At 58.2% G+C, this 17,635-nt stretch carries 11 protein-coding genes; 6 read left to right on the top strand and 5 right to left on the bottom strand.

The features are described from left to right. Nucleotides 1-418 precede the first annotated feature (418 nt). Nucleotides 419-2,323: an ATP-dependent endonuclease gene (locus ACFVTD_RS18375; RefSeq protein ID WP_387565688.1), complete on the bottom strand. Its 1,905-nt coding sequence runs from the start codon at nt 2,321-2,323 to the stop codon at nt 419-421. Nucleotides 2,324-2,511: 188 nt separating this feature from the next. Between ACFVTD_RS18375 and ACFVTD_RS18380 the strand changes: the two genes are divergently transcribed. The 6 genes from ACFVTD_RS18380 to ACFVTD_RS18405 all read left to right on the top strand — a co-directional run bounded on the left by ACFVTD_RS18380 (nt 2,512) and on the right by ACFVTD_RS18405 (nt 11,673). After that, on the top strand, nt 2,512-3,081 hold the full coding sequence (locus ACFVTD_RS18380; protein WP_387565690.1) for a recombinase family protein: 570 nt from the start codon (nt 2,512-2,514) through the stop codon (nt 3,079-3,081). Between the two features lie 641 nt (nt 3,082-3,722). Continuing rightward, nucleotides 3,723-5,921 (top strand): P-loop NTPase fold protein, encoded by a 2,199-nt coding sequence (locus ACFVTD_RS18385; protein ID WP_387565693.1) that lies wholly within the window; start codon nt 3,723-3,725, stop codon nt 5,919-5,921. A 623-nt stretch (nt 5,922-6,544) separates the two neighbouring features. Then, nucleotides 6,545-7,894, top strand: a complete 1,350-nt coding sequence (locus ACFVTD_RS18390; protein WP_387565696.1) for an MFS transporter — start codon at nt 6,545-6,547, stop codon at nt 7,892-7,894. Between the two features lie 77 nt (nt 7,895-7,971). Next, on the top strand, nt 7,972-9,651 hold the full coding sequence (locus ACFVTD_RS18395; RefSeq protein ID WP_387565699.1) for a thiamine pyrophosphate-binding protein: 1,680 nt from the start codon (nt 7,972-7,974) through the stop codon (nt 9,649-9,651). 34 nt (nt 9,652-9,685) lie between these two features. Continuing rightward, the gene (locus ACFVTD_RS18400; RefSeq protein WP_387565702.1) at nt 9,686-10,900 is read left to right on the top strand and encodes an alpha-hydroxy acid oxidase; all 1,215 of its coding nucleotides are present in this window, start codon (nt 9,686-9,688) and stop codon (nt 10,898-10,900) included. Nucleotides 10,901-11,136: 236 nt separating this feature from the next. Beyond that, nucleotides 11,137-11,673 (top strand): helix-turn-helix domain-containing protein, encoded by a 537-nt coding sequence (locus ACFVTD_RS18405; RefSeq protein ID WP_387565873.1) that lies wholly within the window; start codon nt 11,137-11,139, stop codon nt 11,671-11,673. Between the two features lie 127 nt (nt 11,674-11,800). Here ACFVTD_RS18405 and ACFVTD_RS18410 read toward each other — a convergent pair whose 3' ends face one another. From ACFVTD_RS18410 to ACFVTD_RS18425, 4 genes are all read right to left on the bottom strand, one after another. Next, nucleotides 11,801-13,024, bottom strand: coding sequence for a pyridoxal phosphate-dependent aminotransferase (locus tag ACFVTD_RS18410; RefSeq protein ID WP_387565705.1), 1,224 nt, complete (start codon nt 13,022-13,024; stop codon nt 11,801-11,803). A gap of 503 nt (nt 13,025-13,527) precedes the next feature. After that, a complete protein-coding gene (locus ACFVTD_RS18415) occupies nt 13,528-14,943 on the bottom strand; it encodes an MmgE/PrpD family protein (RefSeq protein ID WP_387565708.1) in 1,416 nt (471 codons plus the stop codon). Between the two features lie 9 nt (nt 14,944-14,952). Further along, entirely contained in the window at nt 14,953-16,368 is a 1,416-nt protein-coding gene (locus ACFVTD_RS18420; RefSeq protein WP_387565711.1) for an aldehyde dehydrogenase family protein, read from the bottom strand. A gap of 22 nt (nt 16,369-16,390) precedes the next feature. Then, nucleotides 16,391-17,479 carry a zinc-binding dehydrogenase gene (locus ACFVTD_RS18425; RefSeq protein WP_387565714.1) on the bottom strand — a complete coding sequence of 363 codons (1,089 nt, stop codon included), beginning with the start codon at nt 17,477-17,479 and terminating at the stop codon, nt 16,391-16,393. Nucleotides 17,480-17,635 lie beyond the last annotated feature (156 nt).

Here is a 17,635-nt window from a genome sequence, read left to right on the forward strand (position 1 = left end):
ATTCAGCCACCCCCGAACGGCGCCGAAAGGACTGCATCAACCGCGTTTCCTAATGCGGTTTCAACCATGCCCTGGCGCTGCAATTGGCGAAGCTCCAGTCAAATAGCGGGTTGACCGGAGCTTCGGTTCATTATGCGCCGGTGAACCTGAGGATTCGCTGTGAAGCTGCGTGCCGTCGGCGAGTGATATCTGTAAGGCTGCGGCTGAAAGGGGCTCTCCGAAGGCTTCGGCAGCCTCTGTGGACAATACCTTGCGCCGCAGACCACGACCGCGACAACTGTTTCAGGGCAATCAAGATCGCGACTCTCTACCACCTGTTCGGGGCGCGGCGGCTTTGGTCTTGCCCTGTCAGAAGGGCCCACGGAAGGATCCGATCATCAGAAGTATCCGACCGGATCCTTCTGCCGCATTGGACTGCCTATTCAGGTGGCAGCATATTGTTGAGGCGAGTGAATAGTCTCGAAAAACGCGCTATGTCTTCCTCTGTAAGTTTGTCGACGAAAGTTGGGTTGCGGCTGAGGACGCTGGCAGGATGGTAGTGATCGAATCTACTGCCCAATAGTTTCTCGACCTGCGGCATGATGCGGCCAGGGTTCAGGCTATCGGCAGTGAAAGTGCCGATCCCGGACTCATCCAGAAGGTTCAAGTACCAAGCGCGATCAAAAAGATCCTCTATGTCTGCTTCTCGGGTGTTGGTGAACTCGGTCAGGCGAATAATGGCCGAATGCTCGATGAGTCCCTTGCTGATGATGTCGTCGATTCGCTGGTTGCCCTTAGCCGCGACGTCAATCATGGCCGCAATGTTGAGGTTGCTGCCGGTGAAGAGACTGATAAAGGCAGGCATCTTTTCGATGCCGCCGGCAGGGACAACGCTCCATCGGGGGTCCAGCCCGGCCAAAGGATTATCTGTCCGCGTCTTCACCGCTTCTGACATGACGGCTAGGTACAGCAGATCGCTCGGTCCCTCGACCAGCAGTTGGTGTGGACCTATGAGGAGTGTCTGTGCCAGATCAACACCGATTGCCGCGAGAAGAGGAAACATTGTTTCTTGTCCGGCGCGCAGGACGTCGGCAGTTATCTTTGTGCCCTCGTATTGCCGGTCTTCCACGGTTCGGCATCGTTCGATGTGTGAGGCATCGATCATGAACGGTGAGTGCGTCGTGTAGATCACCTGGTGGTGAGGGGCGAGTTCTTCTTCAATGTACCGAAGAAGGTCAGCCTGTGCCGTTGCATGAAGGCTTAGTCCCGGCTCGTCGAGCAGAATTATTTTGGGTGTCTTGTCTCTTGCGTACTCGCTGAAGGCGGCGAGAAAAGAGAAGAACCAGAGAAACCCTCGGGAGCGTTGGCCGATATCCAGAGTGACCTGGTGGCGATTGTTGAATACCCCTATCTTCAAGTAGGGGTCAAAGTCATATTGCGGGATGCTTCGTCCCTGGTTGCTCACAATCGGGTCAATCTCGGTCTTGCGCATGTCGACGTCTAGAGTGATGCGAAGGTCCTGGTTCTGGCTCCAGTACTTGAAAAGTTTTCGAGTAAGGCTGTTTGCGGCGCCTTCCATCGAGGCCTTCCGCATCGTGTAGTTTTCCTCTGTGAATCGCCCGGCGTCTGCTTTCGCGACCCTGAGCAGTGACAGCGCCGTCCGCTCGGATGGAGTTAGGTCGGCCTCATCGTCTAAGAGGCGGTTAATAGGGATGTCGTCGCCGATCGTCCCCCATTCGTCGAAGTAGACAAACTTGGGGATCCGCGGCCGAATGAACTTTCGGACTACCGCACTGAAGTCCATTGAGGCCAACTTTTCACCAAGTTCAATGACCGCAGCAGCCTCCGCTTCGCCTTGGAGCCGATCAATTATGACTTTTACTGACGTTCCCGCAGCGTACTTTTTTTCATCGACACCCGCGGCCGTGACCAGGTGCTTAGCCATGGCCAGTTCATCGATTTCTACACCCATAAATAGCGTGTCGTCGTTATAGCGCCGACTGACCGAGATCACATCAGTTCTTAGCGTCTTAGGCCCAAATTGTTCAGCGATGGCTTCCTTGTCACCATCATCCAGTTTAAAAATAGCCGTAACAGGTGACAGTCCGGCGATGTTTCCATCGGCCTCGTCTTCGTTGTAATCCCCTCGGGGATAGTCCCGGAGCGCGTCAAACTTGCGGGAGTAACCGGACGCGACCGGGTTGACTCGATAGAGGGCTTGCAGAGCGGCCGTCTTTCCGGACTCGTTTTTCCCGACCAACGCTGTTACATCGGGTTCTAAGTCGAATTTCCCAGAATCATCTACGCTCTTGAACCGCTTGATGTGGACAGAAACAAGCCTCATTTGTACCCCCGCTTAAGTTTAACCAGTGAGTGCAAGTCTCGCACGTGGGACTGACATGTCCCCCGGCAGGAAACACCCCCTGCCCAGTTTCCAAGAAGTTCCGCATCTGATGGCACTACCCGCTGTGTTGACTTTCTGCTTAGAAGAGCCTAGAACTCAACCTGACAGGATGAGGGTGGGAGGCCCAGGTGGCTGGACAGCGAATCGGTTACGTCCGTGTGAGCACGCTCGACCAGAACGAGAAGCGCCAACTCGAGGGCCAGGTTTTGGACCGGGTCTTCACGGACAAGGCCTCGGGCCGGGACACCGAGCGGCCGCAGCTCACTGAACTGCTGCGGTTTGCCCGCGACGGGGACACTGTCGTTGTGCACAGCATGGACCGGCTCGCCCGCAACCTCGACGACTTGCGTGCTCTTGTCCAAGGACTAACACGCAAAGGTGTGCGGGTGGAGTTCATCAAAGAGAGTCTGGTCTTCACTGGCGAGGACTCCCCCATGGCCAACCTCATGCTCTCTGTCATGGGAGCCTTCGCCGAATTCGAACGCTCCCTCATCAGAGAACGCCAGCGCGAAGGTATCGCCCTGGCCAAGCAACGCGGCGCCTACAAAGGACGGAAAAAGACCCTCGCACCAGAACGCGCCGCCGAACTCGTCCAGCGCGCAGGCACGGGTGTTCCCAAAACCCTCCTTGCCCGCGACTATGGGATTAGCCGTGAAACGGTCTACCAGTACCTCCGGCACGCAAAGCTGGAGGAATGAGCCTTTCCCTGCCGGGGTTGTCGTTATAACGGCAGTCAATTACCCGCTCGACCTAGTCGGGTCTTGGAAACGTGCACGGAGGACTGTCACAGAGCTTGTTTCGATTACGGGCGGTTCCGCGTGATCCAGCGGTCGCGGGGGTTCAAATCACGGTTCTTCACCGTCCGTATCGTGGGTTGTGGCACTTATAAAAGAAGGGTCTGAGAAACTTCGTTCTCAGACCCTGTCTTTTGCCGCTAGTTCAGGAAGCCAGTAGGCCACCAAGGCTCCGGCGCCAATCGCCCAAATTGTTTCGCATAGGTACTGCACGAAAGTTCTCTGGCTTGTGTTGCCGTTATTGTTCTTTCCGGTCATTTCGTTCCTTTCCTGTTGCCTCGACGTTTGAAGTGGATTTTTCTTTCACTTAGCAGACGTAAAAGCGCCAGAACCAGGATCGCTACAGCCATCCCCAATAGAGTGCCGAATTGAACGGCACCTACTAGCAGGCTCAGCTAGCGGAGTCAATAAATATACTCGATAGTTGACCATAATGCAAACTCTGTTGGGTAAGTGGAAAACCCCCGACAAGAAACCCGCAGGACTTCCTCCATGGCCCCCGTGTCCTCTCCACCGGGCACGTAGCTTCATGTGAGCATTACCCCATGACAAGGACTCTGCCGGAAACAGATGCTTGGCTCAGCGATGATCCTATAAGCCCGGAAAATCCGGCTTTGGATTTGCTTGATCGGCAGGGTTTCGCCGATGCCTCCGTCTCGATGCTGGACCGCCTCCGAGAACAAAGCGAATCGTCCGTAGTTGCACTCATTGGCCCATGGGGGGCGGGCAAGTCCAGTGTTTTAAACATGATTCGCAATAGGCTTCCAACAGCAAATGGCGACGTAACTTGGCGCACGGTGGACTTCAATCCGTGGAACTATCAAGACCTCGCGTCTCTGCAAGCAGGCTTCTTCACCGAGCTCCAATCTGAACTGCCACCTGGGACGGCCTGGTCACGTGCCAGAGACGCGCTGTCAAAGATTGGCCGCCGAGTGGCTCCGCTGGGTTCTTTAGGCTCGATCGTCGGCGTGGACGCTGCTCCGGTGGTGGAGGCCATCGCAGACCTGGTCGGAGGCGACCAAAGCTTGGCTGCTGCTCGTCACGAAGCCGAAGCAGCCCTTCGCGAAACAGGCCAACCTGTTTTAGTTATAGTCGATGATCTGGACCGGCTAGCACCGGAAGAACTTTTACTCGTATTCAAACTCATCCGCTTAACCGGCCGTTTGCCACACCTGTACTACCTAGTGTCCTATGACGAGGACACTCTTCTCGACGCTCTGAGCAGGACCGGTCTTGTCGGCAAGGAAGATCCCCGTAGAGCGGTTGACTATCTCGAAAAAATCGTCCAAATTCGGCTCGACCTTCCGCCATTGCGTGAACACCAAGTGTCGACCTGGGTCGATAATGCGCTTAACCGCTTCGCGAATAGATTTAGCATCAGCTTGGGTCCCGAGGATAGCTCTCGGTTCAGCCGTGCATACCACGCACACATACGTGCACGGCTTAACACGCCACGGTCCATCAAACGTTACTTTAGTCAGGTTGAGGCTTTCTTCCAGCCAGTGAGGACCGAAGTTGATGTTGTCGACTTCCTTCTTGTGACCTGGCTACGTACCGCAGAGCCGCTGGTATATGAGCTCCTGGTCACCCGAAGGGCAGAGCTCCTTGGCACCAACTCGGCATGGAGCGTCCAGTCTATTCTTGGAAAAGAAGACCCCAAGGAGAAAAAGAAGGTATGGCATGACCGTTTAGAGGAGGCACGGGTAACTGAGGCAAATTTATCAGGTGTTGCTGATGTGCTGAGCCAGCTCTTTCCCAGATTTGAGGATGCATGGAAAGAAGTGGAATCAAGAAGTAGATCTCACTCCCCATCTCCGGGCAGGATCTCCCATCCGGACTACTTCGATCGATATTTCGCATTTGGTGTTCCGCCTGAGGACATCGCCGACACGGTGGTTGAACTCGCCTTTCACCAGATCATTTCCCGCCAGGACGGGTCGGAAAGGAGCCGTGTTGAAACGGAGTTTCCCACGAAGACGTCCATGATCGTAGACAAGCTGGAGAACTTGTCTAATTCTCGTGCAGAGGACTTGCTACCGCTTCTCGAGTGGTTTCTGCCCCGCTACCACGAACTGGAAGATGAATTGGCCTTCGTCACGCCGAGGCACCATGTCCGCTGGACTACGCAACGCTTGTTTATTCAGTTGGATAGTAGCTCGGCGGTAAAGGCAATCGATGCGGCGGGCCATGTAGAGGAGGGCCTATCCTTAGCTGCTCACTGGATCGACGCTGCGGCACGAAACGTTACTGCCAGTCAGCCGCAAGCTGATTCCTTCGCTTCGGCACGCAAGCGATTTATCCAACTCATTGCAGAGACTTTAGACGGGTACCGGCAGACGAACCCGCTGGAAGTTCCGGATTACATCTGGGCTCTCATCTGGGAATGGCGAAGGCTTGAGCCATCCGGAGTTGGCGGTTGGATGGCAGAACTAGTCCGAGACAATTCGTGGCCCGTACTCGATATAATCGCCCGGCTCGTCGGGGCACAGGCGCCACTAGGAACGCCCGAACCAACATGGACCTTGGACGCCTTGGACTTGGAAGCCGTTGAGGACTTAGTCGGGCTGGATTTCGCCATCAGCTCTCTCTCGGAAGAACTAGACGAATTTCAGGGAACGCTCCCTATGTCGAGGACAGTTCGCGCGACGCCCGACTCACGCCGAGCTTTTGCGTTGGCATCTTTGAAGCTGGAACGTTCTCGGCGCGCACCGAGTGATCCAGCGGAGCCTACGGGAACGAGATGACCAGCGGCCCCGGGTGCACTCTTGGCATACGAAGCGAGGAAGCAGTTGTGACCGGGAAAGTGCCATCCGGAGTCGCGAAGGGAGACTGCCAAATGCCCTTACACAGCCTCGCCTCTAGCTGAACGGCGGTTCCGAGCACTCCCCCAGGTTGACGGAATCTCCATTATCGGCGTTCTGGACAAGCGGGGCAGAGCCTGCAGAAGGGCCGGTGTAACCTGCTGAAAGCCTGTCTGGCTCTTCCCGTTTGCGCAGTTGCAGGTGCCCCGCATGGGAGCACGAGACGATGTCACTCCGGTCGGGCGCGACGATCAGGCGTTCAGGGGGTCAACGGGGACAGTGATGTCCTTCGTTGCCGGAATCGGGTTTCATTTTTTTTTCACATCGGAGCCCCTCTCAAGTAGGCCCCACCGCTGATTACGTGAAAGTAGGCGCTCTCGCCGGGGCCGCACCTCGCCGCGACAAGTGAGTCTCGGGCTTGACAAGTTGAGATTGGGATCACATGCTGTTCACTATATCGGACAAAGTGGTCCGATATAAAAGAAAAGGTCGACAACCCGGACTACCAGCCACTAGCAGTCCGCTGAGGTGTCGACGACTGTCCTTCTAGTGATCAACGGGTGACAATGACTGTCTCGCTTGACAACCACAACCTTCTTGAGAACCGTTCGCTAACGAAGCGTGAAAAGCTGAATCCTATGGCCCGCCGTGCTTTGGCGGCCGGAACGGTCGGTACCCTCATTGAGTGGTATGACTACGGGCTATATGGCGCAGCTTCCGCCCTCATTATCGGTCCTCTCTTTTTTTCTGAACTCAGCGGCTCCGCCGGTGTACTCGCTGCTTTCGCTACCTTTGCGGTCGGCTTCTTTATTCGCCCCCTGGGTGGGCTGGTGATGGCCCACTTCGGCGATAGGTACGGCCGGAAGCCTGTCCTGATCGCCACGATCGTTCTGATGGGCGCCGCAACAGTCCTGATGGGGCTGCTTCCGACTTTTGGCCAGATCGGGATCTGGGCGCCGATTCTCCTTGTTGTGCTTCGTATGCTTCAGGGCGCAGGCGCCGGTGCTGAGCTTGCCGGGGCAATGACCATGGTCGCTGAGTATGCGCCAAAGAGCCGCCGGTCCTTCGTGACCTCGATACCTAACGGCATAGCAGCTGGCGGTGTTTTCATTGCCCTTCTTGCCTTCCTGGCTGTGTCTTCGCTTCCTGAGGCTGACATGCTGGGCTGGGGCTGGCGCATCCCATTCCTGGCGTCGGGTGTTCTCTTCGTGGTCGCGCTCTACATCAGGCACCGGCTTGAGGAAACCCCGGAATTTGTCCAGGCCAAAGAGAAGTCGCTCGAAGAAGCCAGCAAGCACAAGGTGCCGCTCGTCCAGCTGCTCCGGACCCACCCACGCGAGGTCATTTTTGGTGCTCTGTCAGGTAGTACGCATAACGGCAATTTCTACGTGCTCACTGCCTTCTCTGTCACCTACCTGACCACCCAGGTGGGAATGACCAAAACGGAAAGTCTGGCGGCGATGGCGACAGCATCCCTTTGCGCCTGCCTCAGTGCACCAATCATGGGGAACATTGCCGACCGGATCGGGGCGCGGAAGATGTACGCATTCAGCGGCGCGGCCCTCGCCGTTCTGGCCTTCCCCCTGTTTGCCGCACTCAACACCGGAAACATGCTCGTCATCTGCGCCGCGATGGGTGCCTGCTCGATCATCGTCTTCGGGTGCGGCGCCGGTGGTCAGGGTGCGTTCCTCGCCAACCTTTTCCCGACTGAATACCGCTTCAGCGGCATCGCCATCACGAGGGAACTCAACGCTATGGCCGTAGCCGGTCCAACACCCTTTATCGCGACGGCCCTTGTTGCGGCCCTTCACGGGGCGCCGTGGCTTGTTGCCGGGTACCTGGTGCTTTGCGGCGTGGTCACGTTGGTATCCGTCCTGGCCGTCAAAGACCGTTACGGAAAAGCCGGAAAAGACTGAGACATTCACGCCGTGCCGCAACATCCAAAAGAGGGGCGCTTTGCCTGCTCAAAGACCAAAAGTTGAAAGAGAACCATATGCAAGTCCATTCGAAATCAGTCTCTGACGCAATCGCTGACGTCGTCGTACAACGCAGCGACCTGACATTTGGGGTCATGGGTAACGGCAATGCGCATTTCGTAAGCAGCCTTACATCGCGCGGCGCTAAGTATGTCAGCGCCCGCCACGAAAGCGGCACGGTGATGATGTCCCAGACCTACAACCTCGCCAGCGGCAAACTGGCTACAGCCACCACGACGTACGGCCCCGGGTTTACCAACGCGATGACGTCTCTGGCCGAAGCGCGCTTGGCGCGGGTTCCGATGGTCGTCGTCGTTGGTGATGCACCAACCTCCGGGAAGCGAGGCCAGGATGTTGACCAGGTACTGGCAGCCCGGGCACTTGGGATAATGACTTTCGTCGTCGGCCCGGAAAATGCCCAGGTCCTCACGGAGAAAGCGTTCAACCTGGCTGAAAAGGACCGCGTCCCGGTCATCGTCGCCATCCCCTACGACCAAGTGGCAAAGGACCTTGAAGAACAGGTCGACCTGTTTAGCGATACCGACTACAGCGGGGTTCCTCCGAGAGAGCGCGCAGGGCAGGCGGAGCCGGATGATGTGCTCGTTGGTCGCGTGGCCGCAGCCTTGGAGCAGGCAGAACGACCCCTGATCATCGCCGGGCGCGGAGTACATCTGAGTGGTTCCGGGGCGGTTCTCCGGGAAGTTGGAGACCGTGTCGGTGCCCTCTTCGCCACGAGTCTTATGGCTCGCAACGTTTTCGATTCACCGTGGGATCTCGGGATCGCGGGTGGTTTCTCGGCGCCCAAGGCAGCAGCGTTGATGGCGGCAGCCGACGTGGTCATAGTTGTCGGTGCCAGCTTGAACCTCTACCAGATGCGCTACAACACCCTTCTGACCGGAGCGAAAGCCATCTTCCAGCTGGATCTGCTCCCGACCGCAACGCACTCCCAAGTCACCGAGTTCATTCAAGGAGACGCAGGGATCTTCGCCGGCAAACTGCTGGAACGAGTCACGGAGAAAGACCCAGGATGGCGTTCCGCCGTGGCAGATGACATCGTGGATCTCTTGGCCGAACCCGAACCCGTCAACGAAATGGGCCCGGATGGGCGCCTGGACCCGCGGGCGGTGGTCAAGCATCTGGCCGAGATCCTCCCGGTCGAACGAACCGCAGTCCAGGACACCGGGCACTTCATGGGCTGGGTCCCTCGATACTGGCCATCTCCGGACCCCGAAGGAATGCTGCTGCCAGGGTTGGCGGTGCAGAGCATTGGACTCGGCATATCCTGCGCAGTGGGAGCAGCCCACGCACACCCGCAGCGGCTGACAGTCCTGGTCTGCGGCGACGGCGGCGCGTCCATGGGCCTGGCAGAACTCGAGACTCTCATCCGCAACGTCCGCCGGGGAATCATGATCGTACTCAACGACGCAGCCTACGGAATGGAAGTTCACCAGTACGCAGTCAAGGGCCTCGACGAAGCCGGCATGGTATTCGACGAAGTCAACTACGCTGCGATCGCACGGTCCATGGGCGCAAAGGCAATCAACGTCCGCAGCCTTGCCGATCTGACGGACGTCGAACAGTGGCTCTCGAGCGACTCCCAGGGCCTGCTCGTCCTGGACATCGCAATCTCCAAAGAAGTGGTCGCCGACTGGCTCAAAATGAGCAACGCCTACTACTCAACGCCATCAACTGTGTGAACGACCGCGACCGTACATGAAGGGGGTGCTCAGCATGGAAAACCGTCAACTACCTAAGTGGTCCGAGATACGGGAACTACTTCAATTCCGCGGTTTTGAAAGAGATCCCATACAGCGTCGGCTTGCCCAGGCGTTCACAATTTCGGACCTTCGGCTGATGGCGCGGAAGACCACACCGAATGCTGTGTTTAACTACACAGATGGGGGTGCCGAAGAGGAGATCACCATCGCCAGGTGCCGGCAAGCGTATCGGGACGTGCAGTTCTCCCCCGCCGTGCTCCGTGATGTCTCCGATCCGGACCCTTCCACCGAGGTCCTGGGCCGGACGATTGACTTTCCGCTGGTGTTGGCGCCGACAGGCTATACGCGGATGATGCACAACGACGGCGAGAAAGCTGTGGCCCGGGTGGGAGCCCGTAACAACATTCCGTACACGCTCTCAACGGTAGGAACCACTACGGTTGAGGATCTTGCTGCAGCGGTGCCCGACGGGAACAACTGGTTCCAGCTCTATATCGCAAAGGACCGGACTAAGACCGAGGGCCTCCTGGATCGTGTGTTGGAAAGCGGCTATCAAGTTCTGATGGTTACGGTCGACACGCAAGTGGGCGGTTCCCGTGTCAGGGAGCTGCGTGACGGCCTCACCATCCCTCCCGCGCTGTCGCCTAAGACCTTTGCGGACATGGCCCTCCACCCGGGGTGGTGGTTCGACAAACTCACAACCCCGCCCATCGAGTTCGCTTCACTGCGCGGCTTCGGGGGGAACTCGGCAGATGTAGCGGATCAGATTTTCGATCCTGCACTGACGTTCGAGGACATCGCTTGGCTGCGGCGCGTGTGGCCTCACAAGCTGCTAGTCAAGGGCGTCCAAACCGTGAGAGATGCTAGACAGGTTGTGGAGCTGGGATGCGACGGTGTCGTCCTTTCCAACCACGGGGGGCGGCAACTGGACCGTTCGCCCACTATTCTTCGGATTCTCCCTCAGGTGCGAGAATGCCTGGGCACTGAGCCCACCGTGCTGATCGACAGTGGAATTATGTCCGGCAGCGATATCCTGGCCGCCGTAGGCCTGGGCGCGGACGCTGCAATGGTGGGACGGGCCTATCTATACGGGCTGATGGCTGGCGGTGAACGTGGTGCCGACCATGCAGTGAAAATCTTGCGTTCCCAATATGTACGGTCAATGCAATTGCTCGGAGTAAGGTCCACGGCGGGTATTTCACGAGATCACGTCGCCTTGGGAGGCTGAGGCCCAAAGGAACCGAATTTTCCGGCAACTTAACTGTGGCCGACCGCCGGAGGAACTGGAAGGTGAATAGTGTCCAGGAGGCCGGGCAGGCTAGGTTTAGCCACCGCACGAGTGCTGAGATAGGCTCAACGGAGCAAAGACTTGCATAGGAGGACGCTCGGCCGTCGGTTGTATCCGGTCCACGCGCGTTGGTTGGAAAGTAGGGATGACCAATGAACGACACACCCAGCACAACTATGTCGACTATCTCTGCAGCTTTGAGACGGGAACGTAAGCGCGCTGGTCTGTCGCTCACTGAAGTCGCTGCACGAGCGAAGATTGCGAAGTCGACACTTTCGCAACTGGAAGGTGGCGCTGGAAACCCCAGCGTTGAAACCCTGTGGGCACTTTCAACAGCGTTGGGGGTTTCCCTGACTGAGCTTATCGCCCCCAGCACAGCAGGAACCGTCCTCATCCGTGCAGGTGAGGGAACGCAGGTTATGGCGGAAGCATCGAACTACCGCGCGACTTTGCTGGCCCCTGCTGCACCCGGTGTCCGTAGGGATGTCTACGTCGTAAACGTGGAGCCGGGTAGGCCGCGAGTATCCGAGGCCCACACCGCTGGAGAAATTGAGCACCTTGTACTGTGTTCCGGCAGTGCAAAAGTGGGGCCGGTCGAGGCGCCAGTGGAACTTAGTCCCGGCGATTACATATGCTATGCGGGAGACACGCCCCACCTCTTTGAAGCTCTTGAACCCAACACTTTTGCTGTGCTGGTAAGCGAGCATCGGTAGCCGCGGACCCATGAATGCCAACACGAATAACTTCAAGTAGTCCTCTGGGCCTCTCATCAAGAATGAGGTGAGGGTTGGCCTTAAGCCAAGACCCTTTCACCGCGGCAGTCGGGCCATGAATCTGCTCCTACGTAATAAGTACCTCTTGCCGCTGGTTTAGCGGTCTGATTTGCACCGGGCTGCCGGATGCAACATGGATACCTCCCAATCCGGCAGCCGCGGGGAGCCGGCCCAGGGCTTCAAGCAGGGCCTTAGACCGCCCGGCAAGTGAAATCCGGATCCAGCCCTCTCCTGCGGAGCCGAAAGCTGTACCCGGTGCAACTGCGACCCGCTCCTGGATCAGGAATTGTTCTGCCCAGCCGGCAACGTCCCCTTGCGAAGCATGGGACACGTCGATCCAGAGATAGAAGGCGCCGCCGGGCTTTTGGTACCTCAGTCCCCGGTCATCGAGGAGCCGGCACGCAGCTTCGATATTGGATCGGTAATGATTTCTTGCCTCAGCCACATGGCTCTGATCACCTCCGATGGCAGCTACGGCCGCGAGCTGAGACGCCGTGTTGACACAGCTAACGATGGCCTCCTGCGCCGCACGGAAAACTTCTGCCATGCCTGGAGGGGTCACCAGGTAGCCCACACGGGCGCCCGTGAGGGCATAGGTCTTGGAAAGGGAATAGACGCCGAAGACACGGTTGCACCTATCGATGGCAGCCATACTCAAGAAGTCAGAGCCGAAGGTCAGGTACTCGTAAACCTCATCGCTGATGATCCAGAGATCATTTCTCGCGGCGAAATTTAGGAGTTCCGCCAGGACCTCGCGGCTGTAGACGACCCCCAACGGGTTTGAAGGGCTGTTGACAAGAAGTGCCTTTGTATTGGCTGTGACGAGCTTCTCAAGCCCCTCAATTGATGGTGTAAAGCCACGTTCCGAAGTGAGTTCGTACGGAACAGGCACCGCCCCGACCAGTTTGGCTGCCATCGTGAATGTGGCATACCCCGGGTTCGGAACAAGCACTTCATCACCGGAGCTCAGTGTCATGCACATCGCCATGTGTAGGGCCTGCGCCCCGCCGGCGGTTACGTGGATCTGATCGTGGTCAACGGCATAGCCGTTATGGCTCTGAAGCTTTTCGGCAATAGCTGTGCGCAAGAGGGCCATTCCACTGTTAGGAGTGTAATTGGTAACGTCGTCGGACCATGCGCTGGAACCGGCTTCTAGAATGTGCGGGGCGACCGCAATTTCCGGCTCGCCGATGCTGAGTTGTATGACGTCATCGAGTTCGTTTGCCAACTCGAAAATACGGCGGATTCCGGAAGCCGGGACAGACAGCGAAGTCTTGGAAAGGCTAGGCATTATTGATCCTGCCAAGGAGTAAGTGCGGCATCAGCGCCGCAGATGGAGGTTTGTTTGAATGGGGCGCTGAGAGGTTCCTGCTGGCATCCGAGGCAAGAAACCGACGAGGTATTTCTTCTGGGTGCTTGGTCCTCGCGTCCGGTTTCCACGCCTTTGTATCGCCGGAGATCCGCCGGGGGATCCCTTGAACAGCATCGGCGGAAGGAGGAGCATCGCTCCAACTGCACGCGCAGACTTGCATGGGTGACCTTCCTGCAGCTTCCGGTAATGCGCTGATCAAAATCGCTCCGTTCGACTTATCGCCGGGAGGAAGCAGCCTGATTTCATTCAGTCGATAATTCAAACAGTGGTACCCCGGCCTTGCCGACCGTTCTCCAAAACGGTTGGCAAGGCCGGGGTGCCCTTGCTTGTTTTGAGAGCGTAGCCACCGCGGCATGATGCGGCGTGCACGAGCGCGGGGCCGTTATGAGCCTGTGGTGGAGCAGTTGCCCAATCGGGTTTTTCTAGCCCCGGACTGCTTCGCTCTCGAAAAGAGCTGGCAGCACGATCTGTGCTGCCAGCGGCCTGTGCGGGTCCAGGGTATGGATACTGTCCGACAGCCGTTGTGCTGCTGTCGACCCCACAAGGCCAGCGGCCTTCATTTCTATATCTTCTCGGCTGGCTCGCGCTCTGGGAGAACCGCGGAAAGCCCTGGATCGACGTTCTATCACCTGTCCGCCCACGAGCTTCAGGCGGACTTCAGCCTGCCAGCTGGCTGGATATGCCTGCTCCAGCGCTTCGGACTCGTAACAATGAACTTTCTCCAGCCAAGGCACCAGTTGCTTTGCAAGGGTGGGTGCCTGATCGAACTGGTCGACAGTTGCCGTGCCCGTTGTGAGAGCCACTGCGGCCCCGAAGCGCATGTTGAACTGGGCATCCACAGGGGTTTCAACAATGAGTTTCCGCTCCGCTGGCTCGGAGACGAGTGCTGCACCGGCAGCTATGACGGCAACCTCGATGGCGTCTACCTGGTCCAGGGGCAGCTTCGGCATTTCTCTGTGAATGTCCCGTAGCAGGTCGATATTGCCGTGCATGTAGCGGCAGCAGGGATAGAACTTGATGCTTGTATCCCATGCTCCGCGGCCGAATTCAAAGTTCAAGTCTCGGCCTTCGATCCAACCCTGCCCGTACTGGTTGAGGAAACCGTCTCTTCCTTCCAGAGCCAGGTCAGGTGCCGTAAAGCCAGCGGCGGCCAGCCGTGTGGCTCGAAGCCCTGTTGCGGCGGCCTGCCCTGCGTTGAGCCGCTTGGTCCAGGATCCGTCTGAGAGGAATTCAAGACTGCCAGAGGCCATGTTCGCAGCAAGGCCAAGGGCATGCGTGGTCTGGTTCTCATCCAGTTTAAGGAGAGAACAGACTGCGGCAGCGGCTCCCAGCGCGCCAGCGACTCCAGTGGGGTGGAAGCCGCGCCCATAGCTTTCCTTGGCTCCGAGTAGGACACCGACACTGCACATGACGTCATAGCCCACCGCCGCCGCTGTAAGTACCTCGTCCGGTCTGTGTCCGGCGGTGTCAGCGATGGCAAGAATGGCGGGAAAGACGACGACGGCCGGGTGAAGAGAGGCTTCCTCAAAGGTATCGTCCAGTTCGAGCCCGTGGGCGGTGATGCCATTGATCAGGGCGGCTTCATCGGCGGTGGCCCACCAGCGGGTGCCATGGATGGAAGCGCCGCGGAGTGAGTCACGGTGTTCTGTGAGCCCGACTGACGAACGTGCAGCGTGGGCTGATGGACGGTCGGCCCCGCCGGCTGTGACTGCATAGTAGTCCAGCAGCAGAAGCTGCATCCAGTTGCGGTATGCGGGTGTGAGCTGATGATCTGCGGCAACATGTCCCGCGAGGGTCCGCGACAAGCTGGCATGGATCACGTTCTGTGTCGATTCCATGAATGGCTCCTACAGTTTGATGATGATGGTCTTGGTTTCGGTGTAGGCGTCGAGGGCTTCGTAGCCCTTTTCCCTGCCGTATCCGGATTTTTTGAAGCCTCCGAATGGGAGTTCGACGCCTCCCCCTGCCCCGTAGGCGTTGACGTATACCTGGCCCGCGTGAATGTCCGCTGCAACGCGGTGGCTCCTCGCGACATCGCGTGTCCAAACGGCGGACATGAGCCCGTAGTCCGTCCCGTTGGCCAGGTTTATAGCTTCCTCTTCGGTGTCGAATGGTATTGCGACCAAAACTGGTCCGAATACTTCTTCTTGCGCGATCTTGGATGTGGGATCCACTCCGGCGATGAGGGTTGGTTCAAAGTAGGCACCGCCGTCCAGCCCGTCCGGAATGCCTCCGCCGACAATGATTTCGCCTTCTGCGGCATCGACCATGGCCCGGACCCGGCCCTGTTGTTTGAAGGAAACCAAGGGGCCAAGGTCTTTGTCATCAAGGCCAGCACCAATGGTTGTGGTCCGGAAATTCGCAGCTACTTTGTTGAGTACTTGTTCATAGATGCTGCTGTGCAGCAGCAGGCGTGAGCCTGCGGAACAGGTCTGCCCTGCGTTGGCCAGGATTCCCTTCGTTGCGTAGAACGAGGCGGACTCGAGGTCGGCGTCGTCGAAGACGATATGAGCCGACTTTCCGCCCAGTTCGAGGACTGCGGGGACTACACGTTCTGCGGCTGCATGAGCGATTACGGAGCCGATTTGGGTAGACCCAACGAATCCCAGATGATCGACGCCCGGATGCGCGCTCAGTGCCGCGCCGGCTTCTGACCCGATGCCGGTGATCACGTTGATGACTCCGCGCGGAATTCCTGCTTCGATTGCCAGTTCAGCCAGCCGGACCGCCGTGCGAGGGGTCTCATCGGCTGGCTTCACAACGGAGCAGTTGCCGGTCGCAATGGCGGGAGCCACAGCACGGGCGAAAAGCTGCATGGGGTAGTTCCATGCGAGGACATGCCCGGTGACCCCGTAGGGTTCGCGACGTGTGTAGGCATGAATGTCGGGCTGCAGGGGAATAGTAATGCCGTAGTACGAATCTATTGCGTGTCCGTAAAACCGGAAATAGCGTGCGCTGACGGCTGCGTCGGCCTTTGCCTGGGTCAGCGGTTTGCCTGTGTCCTCGGATTCGGTACGCGCCAGCTCGTCCTGGTGCGCCACAATCAGATCCGCCATTCGGGTCAACCTGGCTGCCCGCTCCTCGGGGGAAGTCCGAGACCAGGCGTGCTGCGCCGCACGGGCAGCGGCCACCGCCCTGTCGACCTCGACAGCGCCACACCGGGCAACTGTTCCCAGCGGCTTTCCACTCGAGGGGTCAATGTTCGGGTACGAGGCGGCTGAGTCAATGTGTTCGCCGTCAATGAAACTTGAAGTGTGGCTCATATTCGTATTCCTTGGCTAGTACTTAGTTTTCATCGATGACAAGCCCGGCCCGGGTCACTTCCCGGGACTCTGCTGCTTTAAGGGCGTCTCGCACGTCGTTGAAGGCGAAATCCGCGTCAACCAAGTCTTCCCACGGCAGATGTGGGCTGGACTCAATGAAGTTCACAGCTTTTCCAAGAACAGTCGCTGGATAGCGGATGGCTGCCCGGATTTGCACCCCGGACCTAGTGAAAAGGCCCGGGTCAAACTGCGTAAATTTGTTGGGACTGATGTTGCCAATAGAGACCATGATCCCGCCGGGCCGGACGGCTTTGACTGCCTCCGAGAAGGCGTCCGGGACTCCGGTCAGGTCAATGACCACATCTGCTCCGCCGCCTGTTGTTTCCCGCATCAGTTCCACGCGACCGCCCCCGTCTTCGGCTTGGGTCAGATCGACGGCGTGATGCGCCCCGAACTCCATTGCCTTCGCCAGCCTTCCGGGCGCCATCTCGGCTACGTAAACTTCAGCCCCCATGCGGTTCGACACCGCTGACGCGCAGACACCGAGACCGCCGGCCCCTAGAACTAGGACCTTTTGCCCCATCTTGATTTCTCCAGTTTCACAGCCGGCATAGACCTGGGACAGGGCGCAATTGGCGGCAGAAACAGCCTTGCTTGAGACACTGTCAGGGACCTTGTAGACAAATTGGTTGGGCCCGATGCTGTAGTGGGTACCGAAGGTTCCGTGGAAGTGGGGAGCCACGTCGGCGTTTGTCGCCCATCCGGAATAGCTGTTACGGCACAGGTGGCCTTGGCCACGGTTGCACTCGGGACAGCGGCGGCAGACTTGGAAGTAGGTCGCCACGACACGGTCCCCTTCCTCCAGATGATGGCCCGCAAAGTCACTGGTAACTCCGGACCCCAGGCGATCAATCCGGCCGACTCCCTCGTGCCCAAGAACGCAACCAGCTGTTACCAGCGGATGACGCCCATGCAGGATATGAACCTCTGACCCACATACGTTGGCGCGGATCATTTTCAGCAAGATTTCGCCTGCTTCCGGGTCGGCCAGATCATATTCGCGCTGATCAACCTCGCCAGGTGCCGACAGCACTGTCGTTATGCCCTTCATCGGTTTCTCCTTTTGGTCAATTGGAGGCCCAATGACCCCTGAACTTGTGTGAATTTTTCTTGCGTGCGCCGACCGGCTGCAGGGAGAAAAACCTCCATGATGGCGTGCGGTGTCACGATGCGATCTGAGTCCTGCCGATCCATAAACGGGCTTGAC

The organism is Pseudarthrobacter sp. NPDC058119 (genome assembly GCF_042884655.1).
Lineage (GTDB): Bacteria > Actinomycetota > Actinomycetes > Actinomycetales > Micrococcaceae > Arthrobacter.